Origin of the sequence: Rhodococcus sp. LB1, from assembly GCF_001583455.1 — a bacterium.
GTDB lineage: Bacteria > Actinomycetota > Actinomycetes > Mycobacteriales > Mycobacteriaceae > Rhodococcus_F > Rhodococcus_F opacus.
The window spans coordinates 68,609-83,068 of the sequence record NZ_LTCZ01000436.1 but is presented as its reverse complement, the minus strand read 5'-3'; the positions used below and the strand labels follow the sequence as shown (position 1 = coordinate 83,068).

General features: G+C 68.5%; 7 protein-coding genes. 5 read left to right on the top strand and 2 right to left on the bottom strand.

What is annotated here, in order from left to right; all coding sequences use genetic code 11:
- Positions 1–47: 47 nt before the first annotated feature.
- Together AZG88_RS46505 and AZG88_RS46500 are read right to left on the bottom strand one after the other, a co-directional pair.
- Positions 48–4,184, bottom strand: coding sequence for a bifunctional nitrate reductase/sulfite reductase flavoprotein subunit alpha (locus AZG88_RS46505; protein WP_061044787.1), 4,137 nt, complete (start codon positions 4,182–4,184; stop codon positions 48–50).
- Positions 4,185–4,441: 257 nt separating this feature from the next.
- Positions 4,442–5,893 (bottom strand): CCA tRNA nucleotidyltransferase, encoded by a 1,452-nt coding sequence (locus tag AZG88_RS46500; RefSeq protein ID WP_005249132.1) that lies wholly within the window; start codon positions 5,891–5,893, stop codon positions 4,442–4,444.
- 149 nt (positions 5,894–6,042) lie between these two features.
- Between AZG88_RS46500 and AZG88_RS46495 the strand changes: the two genes are divergently transcribed.
- The 5 genes from AZG88_RS46495 (at position 6,043) to AZG88_RS46475 (ending at position 14,457) form a co-directional block, all read left to right on the top strand.
- A complete protein-coding gene (locus AZG88_RS46495) occupies positions 6,043–6,618 on the top strand; it encodes an NUDIX hydrolase (RefSeq protein WP_005572816.1) in 576 nt (191 codons plus the stop codon).
- A gap of 2 nt (positions 6,619–6,620) precedes the next feature.
- A complete protein-coding gene (locus tag AZG88_RS46490; RefSeq protein ID WP_061044788.1) occupies positions 6,621–9,011 on the top strand; it encodes a DUF6049 family protein in 2,391 nt (796 codons plus the stop codon).
- Positions 9,012–9,124: 113 nt separating this feature from the next.
- Complete coding sequence (gene murJ, locus AZG88_RS46485; RefSeq protein WP_061044789.1) at positions 9,125–13,003, top strand: murein biosynthesis integral membrane protein MurJ; 3,879 nt, start codon at positions 9,125–9,127, stop codon at positions 13,001–13,003.
- A gap of 47 nt (positions 13,004–13,050) precedes the next feature.
- Positions 13,051–13,632 (top strand): RNA polymerase sigma factor SigM, encoded by a 582-nt coding sequence (gene sigM, locus AZG88_RS46480; RefSeq protein WP_005249128.1) that lies wholly within the window; start codon positions 13,051–13,053, stop codon positions 13,630–13,632.
- 78 nt (positions 13,633–13,710) lie between these two features.
- Complete coding sequence (locus AZG88_RS46475; protein ID WP_061044790.1) at positions 13,711–14,457, top strand: hypothetical protein; 747 nt, start codon at positions 13,711–13,713, stop codon at positions 14,455–14,457.
- Positions 14,458–14,460 lie beyond the last annotated feature (3 nt).

The window sequence follows — 14,460 nt, the reverse complement described above, 5'->3', positions numbered from 1 at the left end:
TGTCGGCAAATACGGACCGATCAAGTGCAGCTTTCCGCAGATGCGGATCAGTACACGTCCCGCACGTAGCGCTTGTCGGTCGCGAGCTGCTTCATGTACAGCTCGGTGTCTTCCTCGTCCAGTCGCCCGTGGGTGCGGACGACCTCACGGACCGTCTCGTCGACGTCCTTCGCCATGCGGCTGGCGTCGCCGCAGACGTACAGGGACGCACCCTCCTGCATCCAGCCCCACAGCTTGGCACCGTGCTCGCGAATGCGGTCCTGCACATAGATCTTCTGCCGCTGGTCCCGGGAGAACGCCGCATCGAGGTGGGTGAGAAATCCGTCGCGGTGCATAGCTTCCATCTCCTCGCGGTAGTAGAAGTCGGTAGCCTCGTGCTGCTCACCGAAGAACATCCAGTTCTTGCCCGTGTGACCCAATTCCCGGCGTTCGTGCAGGAATCCGCGGAACGGAGCGATACCCGTGCCGGGACCGACCATGATCATCGGTGCATCGGCGGCCTGCGGGGGACGGAAGTGCGCCGCCTTCTGCACGAAGATCGGCACGTCGGCCTCGTCGCAGTGATCGGCGAGGAACGTCGAGCAGACCCCGGATCGGTTCTTGCCCTCGTGGTTGTAGCGCACCGCGGAGACGGTCAGCTGCACCTCACCCGGGTCGACCTTGGGGCTCGACGAGATCGAGTACAACCGGGGCTGGAGGCGCTTGAGCACGCTCAGCCACTCGTCCGCGCCGGCGTCGACCCCGTACTCCGCCAGCACGTCCATCGACTGCCGCCCCCACAACCACTGCTGGAGCGCGATCTTGTTCTGCGGGCGCAACAGCCGCGCCAGCTCGGTGTCCTGGGTGCGGCTCTGCACGAAACGCAGCAACTCGGGGGTCACCTTCGTGATCTCGAGCTTCGTGCGCAGCGCCTCGCGCAGCGTCATCTCCGGCAGGTCCGGCAAGGTCACGGGCGTGTCCGGGATCGACCGGGTGACCTTCAGCCACTCGTCGACGACGGCGTCGCTGTTGGTCGGCCAGACACCGAGAGCGTCGCCCGCCTCGTAGGAGAACTCCGGATCGCTCACTTCGAAACCGAACTGCCGCACGTCCTTCGACGATCCGGCGGCGCTGAGCGGAATGTTCTTCGTCAATCGCGTGATCAACGGCGTCTTCCGTGTGAACGTCGCCGCCTTCTTCGGTGCGGGCCGGGCAGGCGCGGGTGCGGGCGCCATCACGGTCGCACCGTCGGCCGCCGCACGGTCCCGGACCAGCTTCTGGACCTGGGTCAGCCACTGATGTGCCTGCTCCTCGTAGTCGGGTTCGCAGTCGACCCGCTCGGTGAGGCGCTTCGCCTCCAGCTGCTCCAGCCGGGCGTCGATCCGCTTGCCGTGCCCGCAGAAGTCGTCGTAGTTGGAATCGCCGAAAGCCAGTACGGCGTATCGGGTCTGCGACAGCGTCGGGGCCTCGTCGCTGCTGAGCGCGGACCAGAAGCTGCTGCCGTTGTCGGGGGCGTCGCCGTCCCCGAACGTGCTGGTGATGATCAGGAGGTCGCGGACGTCGGCGAGGCCCGCGACGTCGTAGTCGTCCATGCTCATCAGGCGGGTGCCGTGGCCGGCCGCTTCGAGTTGTTCGGCACATTCGGCGGCGAACTCCTCGGCGTTGCCGGTCTGCGACGCCCACACCACCACCACCGGATGCTGGACCGATTCAGTGTTCGCGTCCGGCACCACGGCACTCTGCGGAACGTCGGAACGGGAGAACAGCCCCGCCATCAGACCGTCCAGCCACACGCGCTTGGACCCGGAGATCGGTGCGCTTCGCGGAAGAACCGGAACTCCCTGGATCTCGGTGGACTGCAGCCCCGACAGCAGCCCGGCGAGGTACATGCGTTCGTGTTCGTCGAAGGTGGGGGAGGCGGAGTCGTCCAGGCCCAGAATGCGGCTCATCTCCGCGGCGGGCGAACCCTGCGCGAGGGTGAGCGCCCCGCCGGTCTCCGGGACCTCCGGCGCCGCCACCGGGGCCACCCGGGTCAGGGAGACGGCGCACGCCTTGAACTCCGGCTGGAAGGACGTGGGATCGACGGCGTCGTTGGTGACGGCATTGATGCTGAGGTACTCACCGAACGAGTCGTTCCAGTGGAACGGGGCGAAACACCCGCCGGCGAGGACGCGGTCGCTGACGACGGCGGGAAGTACCGCGCGACCGCGCCGGGACGCCACCTCCACCTTGTCGCCGTCGGCGATCGAAAGCTTCTGCGCATCAGCCGGATTGATCTCGACGAACGGGCCGGAGTTCAGTTTGTTGAGCTTGGCCACCTTGCCCGTCTTCGTCATCGTGTGCCATTGGTGCTGCAGGCGGCCGGTGTTGAGGACGAAGGGGTAGTCGTCGTCGGGCATCTCGGCGGGCAGCATGTGCGGGCGCGGGAAGAAGGCGGCCTTGCCGCTCGCGGTGGCGAACGCGAGCCGGGGGAGTGAACCGTCGGGAGCCGACAGCAGGTTCTGGCTCACACCGTCGTTGACGTAGCGGAGGGGGTTGCGATCGGTGCGGTTGCCGGGCGGGCTCGGCCACTGCACCGGTGTCTCCCGCAGGCGGTCGTAGGAAACGCCGCGAAGGTCGTAGCCGGTCTTCGGATTCCAGGTGCGCTTGATCTCCTCGAACACGTCCTCCGAGGAGTCGTAGGTGAACGCGTCCGCATACCCCATCTCGCAGGCGACACGGGCGATGATCTGCCAATCGGGCAGCGCCTGGCCGACCGGATCGACGGCCTGCTGCAACAGGGTGAGGTTGCGCTCGGAATTGATCATCACCGAATCCGACTCCGCCCACAGCGCCCCCGGCAGCAGGATGTCGGCGTAACCGTTGGTCTCGGTGTCGAGGAAGACGTCCTGCGTGATCACGAGCTCGGCGGCCTCGAGGCCCTCGATCACGGTCCGCCGGTTCGCCACGGTGGCAACGGGATTGGTGCAGATGATCCAGCAGGCCTTGATGTCACCCGCGACCATCCGCTCGAACATGTCGACGGTTCCGGTGCCGACCTCCGTGCGGATGCTGCCCTCCGGCAGCTCCCACAGATCCTCGATGAACGCCCGGTCGTCGGCGGCGAGCACCGACCGCTGCCCCGGCAGACCGGGACCCATGTACCCCATCTCGCGGCCACCCATCGCATTGGGCTGACCGGTGAGGGAGAACGGGCCGCTGCCCGGCCGGCAGATCGCACCGGTGGCCAGATGCAGGTTGCAGATCGCGTTGGTGTTCCAGGTGCCGTGGGTGCTCTGGTTGAGGCCCATCGTCCAGCAGCTCATCCAGTTCTCGGCCTCACCGATCCACTGGGCGGCCTGACGGATGTCGGATTCGGGGATGCCGGTGATGTCCGCGACCTTCTCGGGGGTGTACTCCTCGAGGAAGTCCGGCATCACCTCCCAGCCCTCGGTGAACTCGGCGATGAACTCGGGGTCGGTGTGCCCGTTCTTCACCAGGAGGTGCAGCAGGCCGTTGAGCAGCGCGAGGTCGGTGCCGGGCGCGATCTGCATGAACAGGTTCGACTTGTCGGCGGTCGCGTTGCGGCGCGGGTCGACCACGATCAGCTTGGCCCCGGCCTTGACGCGGTCCATCATCCGGAGGAACAGGATCGGGTGACAATCCGCCATGTTGGCGCCGATCACGAAGAACACGTCGGCCTTGTCGAAGTCCTGATACGAGCCGGGCGGGCCGTCCGCGCCCAGCGACTGCTTGTAGCCGGTGCCCGCGCTGGCCATGCACAGCCGCGAGTTCGACTCGATCTGGTTGGTGCCGACGAAGCCCTTCGCGAGCTTGGTGATCAGGTATTGCGCCTCGATGGACATCTGACCGGAGACGTAGAACGACAGGGCGTCCGGTCCGTGCTCGTCGAGTTGTTCCTTCAGCCGGCGGGCGGTCTCGCTGATGGCGGCGCCCACGTCGATCGAGGTGGGTGCCTCCCCCCGCTCGTCGCGGACGTACCCGGTTTCCATCCGGCCACCGGCCACCAGCATCTCGGCGCTCGTCGCACCCTTGGTGCACAGCCGCCCGAAGTTGGTGGGATGGTCCTTGTCGCCGGACGCCTTGAGCACGCGGCGCGTACCGGTCTCGGGATCGATCCCGACCTCGAGCACCATGCCGCAGCCGACACCGCAGTACGAGCAGGCGGTCTTCACTGTGGAAGTCCCGGCTTTCTGCTGCTGCATCGACTAGCTCCTCACCTGCACGGTCGCCGCCTGTCCACCCGGCTCACGACCTGTATCAATGCTGCCGTGAACCGTGTTTCGTCGGGATTAACCCCCGTGAGCGTTCGGTGACGTCTCTCGCACCCGGGCCCGGGCCGGGTGGTGATGTCGGCACGGCAGAATCACCAGGTCCTGTGACCGTCGTCACTTCAGGTGAGTGGCCGCCCGAAAGCGGAGTAAGGAGATGACGACGTCGACCCGACCGGATCGACGATCGGTCAGCCCTGCTGCGTGGCCCACCACGACAGCAGTTCGGCCTCGGCCTCGTCGCGGCTGAGGGGACCGCGATCGAGCCGGAGCTCCTTCAGGAACTTCCACGCCTTCCCGACGTCGGGGCCCGCGGGAATGCCGAGCAGCTCCATGATCGCGTTGCCGTCGAGGTCGGGGCGCACCCGTGCCAGGTCTTCCTGCTCGGCGATCCGGGCGATCCGCTCCTCGATGTCGTCGTACGTCGCCTGCAGGGCGGCCGCCCGCCGCTTGTTGCGGGTGGTGCAATCGGCGCGGACCAGTTTGTGCAGCCGGGGCAGCAGCGGGCCGGCATCCGTCACGTACCGGCGCACGGCGGAATCGGTCCACTGGCCCTTGCCGTAGCCGTGGAACCGCAGGTGGAGGAACACGAGCTGCGAGACGTCGTCGACCATCTGCTTCGAATACTTCAGCGCCCGCATCCGCTTGCGGACCATCTTCGCGCCGACCACCTCGTGGTGGTGGAAGCTCACGCCGCCGCCCGGCTCGTTGCGCTTCGTGTCCGGTTTGCCGATGTCGTGCAGCAGCGCCGCCCACCGCAACACCAGGTCGGGGTCGCCGTCCTCGAGGTCGACGGCCTGCTTCAGCACGGTCAGCGAATGCCAGTACACGTCCTTGTGCTGGTGGTGCTCGTCGATCTCCAGCTTCATCTGCGGCACCTCGGGCAGCACGAAGTCGGCCAGACCCGTCTCGCACATCACGTTCATGCCGTCGATCGGGAACTCGCCGAGGATCAGCTTGTCGAGTTCGGCCCGTACGCGTTCGGCGGTGATCCGCTCGATCTGCGGCGCCATGTCGACGATGGCCTGATGCACGCGCTCGTGCAGGGTGAATCCCAGCTGGGACACGAACCGGGCGGCCCGCAACATGCGCAGCGGGTCGTCGTTGAAGGAGTTCTCCGGCGCCGACGGCGTGTCCAGCACCCCGGCCAACAGCGCGTTCATGCCGCCCAGGGGGTCGACGAAGTCCTGCGAGCCGTCCGCACCGATCCGCACCGCCATCGCGTTGACCGTGAAATCGCGCCGCACCAGGTCGTCCTCGAGCTTCGTCCCGAACTGGACGACGGGATTGCGCGACACCCGGTCGTAGGCGTCGGCCCGATACGTCGTGATCTCGATCTGCTGGCCCGCCTTGGCGGCGCTGATCGTCCCGAACTCGATGCCCGTGTCCCACTGGTTGTCGGCCCAGCCGGACAGCAGTTTCTGCACCCGCTCCGGGTGGGCGTCGGTGGTGAAGTCGAGGTCGGTGCCGAGGCGGCCCAGGATCGCGTCCCGGACACTGCCCCCCACCAGGTACAACTCGTGACCGGCGGCAGCGAACCTCTCACCGAGCGGCGTCAGGACTTCGGACAGCTCGCGCAGCGTCACCGCGGCGCCGGCAAGCAGTCGCGTACGGCGCTCGTCGTCGAGAGAAGGGGCAGTCACGTCCAGGAAGCTTACCGAGGTGCGCAAATAGCGAGATACGCATACACGCTGTCACCTCGCCGTTCGGTTCACCACAGGTGTGTCACGAAGCGTCTCGGTTCGGGTGCGGCGTTCCGGTGGAGACGGCAAAGCCAACTACTATCGATGGGGTGTCTGCTGCCGAACGTGCGAACAGGAGTCGCCGCAACTCGCGGCGGCGCGGCGCCGTCGGCAAACCCGCGAAACCCCACATGAGGACGGTTCGCGAAACCTCGGCGGGCGGGCTCGTCGTCAACGGTCTCGGCGGACCGCGGGAGAATCTGTGCGCCGCGCTGATCGGGCGCACCGACCGACGCGGGCGGCTGCTGTGGTCACTGCCCAAGGGACACATCGAGCAGGGCGAGACCGCCGAACAGACCGCGATGCGTGAGGTCGAGGAAGAGACCGGCATCCAGGGCACCGTCCTCGCGTCGCTCGGCAGCATCGACTACTGGTTCGTCACCGAGGGCCGACGGGTCCACAAGACCGTCCACCACTATCTGCTGAGATGCCTCGGTGGGGAACTGTCGGACGAAGACGTGGAAGTCACCGAGGTAGCGTGGGTGCCGCTCGCCGAGCTGGGATCACGCCTGGCCTACGCAGACGAACGGAAACTCGCAGAAATCGCCGGTGACTTGATCTCCAAGATGACTACCACCCCGACCGCCCCCGACCTGAAGCTCCAGAAGGGGCCAGACGCCGGATGAGGATGGCTTTGCGTCGGGTCGGTGCCGTGACGTTGACCGCACTCGCGGTCGTTCTGGCTCCCACCAGCACCGTGGTGGCGTCGGCCCAGGACCCCGTGCCGCCCGAGAGCGCCGGGACCCAGACGGTCGACGAGGACCCCGAGTTCCTCGAACTGCACATCGACAACGTCACGCCGTCCACGGTCACCACCACCAGCGACCCGTTCGTCACCGTCACGGGCTCGGTGAAGAACATCGGCGACCGCACGGTCCGCGACGTCAGCGTGCGACTGCAGCGCGCTCCCGCAGTCGCGAGCAGCGAGGGCCTCCGCACGTCCCTCACCCTCGATCAGTCCCGGTACGACACGGTCGGCATGTTCGACACGGTCGCGGGCCGCCTCGACGAGGGGCAGAGCAAGCAGTTCACGCTGTCGCTGCCACTACGGTCCGACACCGACGTCTCTCTCGACATCACCGAACCCGGCGTGTACCCGCTGATGGTGAACGTGAACGGCACCCCCGAGTACGGCGGGGCCGCGCGCCTCGACGACGCCCGATTCCTGCTCCCCGTGTTCGGGGTCCCCGGCACTCCGGCCGTGCCCCCGGACATCTCCAGTCCCGTCGCGGTCACCATGCTGTGGCCGCTCGCCGACCGGCCCCGGCTCGCAGCGGGGGTGCCCGGTTCCGTCACCGAACCGGTCCGTCTCGTCGACGACGACCTCGCGACGTCGCTCGCGGACGGCGGCCGGCTCGACGAACTGCTGGGCGCGGCGGAGTTCGCCACCCGGGAGAGCGTCGACCGTGACCACACCCTCCGGGACAGTCTGTGCCTGGCCGTCGACCCGGACCTGCTGATCACCGTCGAGAACATGACGCGCGGATACCTGGTGGTGGACGACCCGTCCGATCCCACCGGTTCCGCGCACGAGGGCACCGGCAAGGATGCTGCGTCGGCGTGGCTCGACCGCGCCCGGTCGCTGGCCGCGTCCATGTGCACCACGTCGGTGCCGTTCGCGCAGGCCGACCTGTCCGCGATCACCGAGGTCGCGAACCCGGACCTGACCGCGACCGCGGTCGAAGCCCCCGCGGATATCGTCGACAACGTGCTGGGGGTCACGTCGCTGCGCAATTTCGTGTGGAGCGACGCCGGCGTGCTGGACGACGCGACGGCGCAGATGCTCCGCGGAGACGAGGCGACCACCACGCTCGTGGCCGCCAATTCCGTCGACACGACGACGCCCCGCGACAGCGTCCACGTCATCGAGGCGACACCGCCCCCCGTCCCCGTTCCCGCGAACGGGGAGACGACCCCCGCGGCCACCGAGACGCCCGCGGCCACCGGAAGCGTCGACGCGCTGCTGTTCGATCCCTCGGTCGGGACGGCGCTCGCGGCCATGGGAACGACACCGCAGACCCCCTCGTACACCCCGCAGCGCGCCCGGTACGACCTCTCGGACGATTCCCAGACCGCCCGACTGCAGGACGCACTCGGTGCGGTGTCGTGGTCTGCCCTCGAACCGGAGGCCGCACGCGCCGCAGGCACCCCCCGCTCGCTGATGGTGGTGCCGCCGCAGCTGTGGACGGCCGGCGCCGAGGACGCGAAGACGCTGCTGTCCACGGTGTCCTCGCTGATGCGCTCCGGGCTGGCGACCCCCCGCCCGTTGCCCGCGCTGCTGGGACGTCAGCCCGGATCACCCGAGGTCGCCACGCTGGAGTACCCGGATCAGGCCGCCGAGGACGGCGTCCCTGCCCATATCCGCGACGCCGCCGCCACGCAGACGCCCCGCATCGAGGCACTGAACACCGCACTGGTCGACGACCCGCAGGCCCCGCTCACCCCGGAACGCTTCACGGCACCGCTGCGCGAGGACCTGCTGCGCTCGATGAGCCTCGCGCATCGCCGCGACGACGAACGACGGTCCGCGGAAGAGGCGTCCGACGTGCGCGCCGACGAGGTGGCCGAAACCATGGACGACCTGTTCGGCGCCGTCACCGTCGTGTCGCCGGGCGGTGTCTACACGCTGGCGTCGGAACAGAGCCCGCTGCTGCTGGTGGCCAGGAACGACCTGCCGGTCGGGATCACCGTCCGTCTCCAGGTGGATGCGCCGTCGGGGATGACCATCACCGACATCGGCCCCACCACGCTGCCTCCGCGCGGCAGCCGCACCCTCACCGTTCCCACCGAGGCCAACGACTCCCGCAAGCTCGTCGTCAAATTCTCTCTGACCACCGCCGATGGACAGCAACTGGGAGAGCCGACCAGCGTGACGGTACGGTCCAACGCGTACGGGCAGGCGTTGGCGATACTGACAGCATGCGCGGGTGCTCTGCTGCTGTTCCTCGCCGGCCGCCGGCTGTGGCATCGATTCCGCGGCCAGCCGGATCCAGCTGACGAAGGGTACGAACGTTCATGACCGGGAACTTGCCCAGTAGGGGCCAGAGGCTTCCCGATCGCTCCCATCCCCGGGTCGCGCCGTGGGAGCGCGACCACTGGGCTCGGGAAATCCGGCCGGACGAGGCGCCGACGGTGCAGTTCGCGGCCATCCGGGTCGACCCCTCGCCGCCTCCGGTCCGGGACTCCGGGCCCTCGACCGCGCCGCAGAAGCAGAGCAACTCCCGACTGCTGGCGTCCACCGGTTCGATCGCGGTGGCGACGCTCGTCAGCCGCATCACCGGATTCGCCAAGCAGCTCCTCGTCCTGACGCTGCTGGGTGGGTCGGTGGCCAGCTCGTTCACCGTCGCCAGCCAGATCCCGAACATGATCTCCGAGCTCGTGCTGGGAGCGGTGCTCACCGCGATCGTGGTGCCCGTCCTGGTGCGCGCCGAACGTGAGGACCCGGACCAGGGTGCCGCGTTCGTGCGACGCCTGTTCACCGCCACGTGCGTGCTGCTCGGAGCGGCGGCGTTGCTGGCGACCGCCGCCGCACCCGTGCTCACCACGCATGTCTTCCTGTCGGCCGACGGCAAGGTGAACACGTCCCTCACCACAGCTCTGTCCTATCTCCTCCTGCCCGCGATCCTGTTCTACGGACTGTCGGCGCTGCTCACGGCCATTCTCAACACCCGGCAGGTGTTCAAACCCGGTGCGTGGGCGCCGGTGCTGAACAACGTCGTGATGCTCACCGTGCTGGTGATCTACTACGCGACACCGGGGGAGATCACCCTCGACCCGGTGCGGATGAGCGACCCGAAACTGCTGGTCCTCGGTGTGGGCGTCACGCTCGGTGTCGTGGTGCAGGCGATGAGCCTGGTGCCTGCGATCCGGCGCGAAGGCATCTCGCTGAAACCGCTGTGGGGCCTCGACGACCGGCTCAAGCAATTCGGCGGCATGGCCGTCGCGATCATCCTGTACGTGCTGATCAGCCAGGCGGGCATGATCGTCGCCACCCGCATCTCGTCACACGCGGACGCGTCGGGTCCCGCGATCTACAACAACGCGTGGCTCCTGCTGCAGCTGCCGTACGGCGTGCTCGGTGTGACGGTGCTGACGGCGATCATGCCGCGACTCAGCCGCAACGCCGCCGCCGACGACACCCCGGCCGTGGTCGACGACCTGTCCGTCGCCACCCGCCTGACGATGATCTCCCTCATCCCGATCATCACGTTCCTCACGTTCGCCGGCCCCGAGATCGGCCAGGCGCTCTACGGGTACGGCAACTTCGGGACCGGTGACGCCGAACGCCTCGGTCAGGCCGTCAGCTGGTCGGCCTTCACGCTCATTCCCTATTCCCTGGTGCTGATCCAGCTCCGCGTGTTCTACGCCCGCGAGCAGGCGTGGACCCCCACGTGGATCGTCCTGGGGATCACCGCGGTGAAGATCGCGCTGTCGGCGCTCACCCCGATGATCGCCTCCAGCGACGACCAGGTGGTGATCCTGCTCGGCGTGGCCAACGGCCTCGGCTACATCACCGGCGCGCTCGTCGGGGGCTGGCTGTTGCACCGCAGTCTCGGCAACCTGCAGATGGCGAACGTCGGCAAGACGGTGTGGGTGGTGGTGCTCGCGTCGATGGCGGGTGCGCTCGTCATGCTCGGCGCCGACCGCCTCCTCGGGCTCGACCGCCTCACCAGTTTGTTCGGCGGTCCGGGCTCGATGGTCCGGGTCATGATCAGCGGTGTCCTCATGCTCGTCGTCACCTTCGTGATCCTCTGGTTCGCGAAGATCCCCGAAATCGTGTCCATCACCGTCGCCGTCGCCCGCAAGGTTCGCGCCCTGCGCGGCCGCGGCGCCGCACCGGAACCGGAGGCCGACCCGCTCGCAGACGCCGAAACAGAACTGATTCCCGTGGTCCGCGCCACACCGCACGACTTCGGGGCACAGCCGCGTGGTATCGAACGACCCGGTGGACTCCCGTACCCTGGACACGAGCGGGTCGGATCGCCGCCCGGTACTGGTCGGAGTTGGGCATTCGAGAATGAAGGAGTGAGGGTGAGCGACGACGACGTGGCCGGCAGCAAGAGAGCCGGAGGTTCTACGGTGCAAGCGTCCGAACGCGATTCGGCCGCCGCCCCCAACGGCGTCGACGCCCCGACCACCCGGATCTCGTCCGAGTCGGCCTCCACCGACTCCGCGAAGTCCGACAAGCAGGCCGGCACCGACGCACCGCAGAAGAAGGACGCAGCCACGTCCTCGGGCTCCGCAGACACTCCGAAAACAGGGCAGAGCAAGGAGACCGGCGATCCTGCGGATGCGCAGACGAAGGCTGCGCCGAAGACTCCCGCCGACGACGCAGGCGAATCGCCCAGAGACACACGTCACATGGGCGCGGCCCCCGCACGGGATCTCAGTTACGACACCGGCGTGATCCCGATCACACCGGCGCCCGGACGTGAGCCCGGCGCAGGTCCTCGTCGTACTCCCCGTGGCCCCAAGCTCATTCCCGGCGCGTCCGTCGCGGGCGGTCGGTACCGCCTGCTGACACCGCACGGCGGTTCGCGGGGACTGCAGTTCTGGCAGGCGCTGGACGTCAAGCTCGACCGCGAGGTGGCTCTGACGTTCGTGGATGCCGAACAGCGCTCCACCTCGGCCGGTCCCGAAGGCCCGCAAGCCATTCTGTCGCGCACCCTGCGACTGGGCCGGATCAACTCGCCGGGACTCGCCCGTGTGCTCGATGTGGTCCGCGGTAGCTCCGGCGGCATCGTCGTCGCCGAATGGACCCCGGGCCGCTCGCTGCGGGAGATGGCCGACACCAAGCCGTCTCCGATCGGCGCCGCCAGTGCCATCCGCGCGCTCGCCGCGGCCGCCGAGACCGCGCACCGGGCCGGTGGGGCACTGTCCATCGACCACCCCGACCGCGTCCGTATCAGCATCAACGGCGATGCCGTGCTGGCGTTCCCGGCCACGCTCGCCGACTCCGACTCGAGTTCCGACGTGCGCGGACTGGGCGCCATGCTCTACGCCCTCATCACCGCGCGCTGGCCGCTGGGCGACCCGTCCGCTCCCGCGGGTGACCCGTCGGGTTCGAACCGTCCGGGCAGCGTCGGCGGTATGCGACTGGCCGACCGCGACTCGAGCGGGCAGCCCATCGGACCGCGGGTGATCCGGCCGGAGGTCCCGTTCGAGATTTCCGCGGTGGCGCTGCGCTCACTCGAGCCGAACGGGGGAATCCGCACGGCGGCCACCGTGCAGCACATTCTCGACCAGGCGTCCGTCGTCAACGACAAGACCGAATTCATCCCCGTGCTGAGGCTCGGGCAACGTGGCCCCGGCACGACCGGTCACGCTCTCGCCGACCCGGAAGCACTGGAGGCGGAGAAGAAGAAGTCCAACCGGATGATCGCGGCGCTCGTGGGCCTCGCGGTCGTGACGATCATCGTGCTGGCGCTCCTGGGCTTCTGGCTCGCGACGTTCCTCACGGGCAGTAGTTCGGACGCGCCGCTCACCGAACAGGACTTCGGGCTCACCACGTCGGCCGAGGCCCCGCCCAACCCCGAGTCGCCCGCGCCCGCGCCCGCCCCGGCCGCGAACGTCGCGCCGGTCAGCCCCTCGGGGGCGACGGTGTTCTCGCCGCAGGGCACACCCGACTCCGCCGCGAACGCCCGGCTGGCCGTCGACGGCAACACGTCCACCGTGTGGAGCACCGACTCGTACTTCCAGCCGTTCCCCGCGCTGAAGAACGGTGTGGGCCTGATGGTCACGCTGGACGAGCCGGCGACACTGTCGAGCGTGTGGATCAACTCGCCGACACCGGGCACCAACGTCGAGATTCGCAGCGCGCCGTCGGAGAACCCGACCCTCGACCAGACGCAGGTGCTCGGCTCGAAGGTCCTCGGCAACGGTGTCACCGAGATCCCGGTGAAGTCGGAGGGACCCACCAAGAACGTCCTGGTGTGGATCACCGGCCTGAGCAATTCCGGTGGCAAGAACCAATCGTCCATCGCCGACATCGGTTTCAACGCCGCGACGTAGTCGGCACCCGGTGCTCGCGGATCGGCGAACTGAGCTAACATCCGCCGGTGCGAATCTTCCGGGGGGATTCCGAGGGTGAGCCCTCGGACGTCGACCTGTTGGCTGCGCACGTCGCCGGCGATCGGCACGCATTCGAGACACTGCTCGGACGGCACTACGACCATCTGTGGCACGTCGCCAAACGCACCAGCTACACCACCGAGGACGCGGCGGACGCCCTGCAGGAGGCGCTGCTGTCCGCGCATCGCAACGCGGGCTCGTTCCGCCGGGACGCCGCGGTCCGGAGTTGGCTGCACACGATCGTGGTCAACGCCTGCCTCGACCGCATCCGCCGGAACAAGGCTCGGCCGGCGGTGTCCCTGTCCGCCGACGAGGACGACGAACCGCGCGATACCCGCGACTACGTTTCCGAGGTGGAGCTCAGCCTGGTGGTCGAGCGCGCACTGGCGCAGCTCCCCCCGGACCAGCGGACCGCGATCGTGGCTGTCGACCTCGAGGGCCGTTCGACCAGCGAGGCGGCCGCGCTTCTCGGGGTTCCGGAAGGCACCGTCAAGAGCCGCTGCGCCCGCGGCCGGAAGAAGCTGGCCTCCTCTCTCGAATATTTTCGGGTGGAGGGGAACCGATCATGACTCCGGGGCGTCAAAACGTAGTAGGGGCGGGGAAGTGTCCCAATGTCCCGGACCACAATGAACCGGTGAGGAGGTGCCATGGCCGACCGTGAACCCGACCCTTCCGATGCCGCGCTGCCCGCACCGCCGTACTCCGAGGACCTGCTCGCCGATCTCCACGCCGGGGTGCTGCCGGAGTCGGGCAGCGATCGCCTGTGGCCGCTCGTCCGGAAAGACCCGCAGGCCATGGCCGTGATCGACGCACTCGACCGGGTCACCGATCAGCTCGGCGCGCTCGGACGCGATCATTCCGTCTCGACCCCGATTCCCGCCGACGTCGCCGACCGCATCAACCGCGCTCTCGCGGCGGAACGGGACACACCTGCCGAGGCCACCGTGGTGCCGCTCGCCCGGCGACGGAAGTGGGCGGCTGCGGCCGCGGGGACCTTCGCGGCGGCGGCAGCGGTCGTGGTGGCCGTCGCGGTCGTCACGCCGGACAGCCGGGAATCCGAGCCGGCCGTTGCCCTGCCCAGTTCCGAAACCTCACCGGCACCAGCCGTTCTCGATCTGGGCACCGATCTCGATTCCGGACGCCTCCTCACCGTGATCGGTTCGCGGCAGCTCGGACCACTCGAGGATCCCGCACAGCTCGCAGAATGCCTGCGCGCCAACGGCATCGAACCGTCCCGCCCCCTTCTCGGGTCCGGTGAGGTTCGCCTCGACGGTGTTCCCGGGGTACTGCTGCTGGTGGCTGCGCCGCGTCCACCGCAGATCACGGCCCTGGTGGTGGGCCGCGAGTGCGGCGCGGGAGATCCGGCGACGATCGCTGTCACCGAGATCGGTTGATTA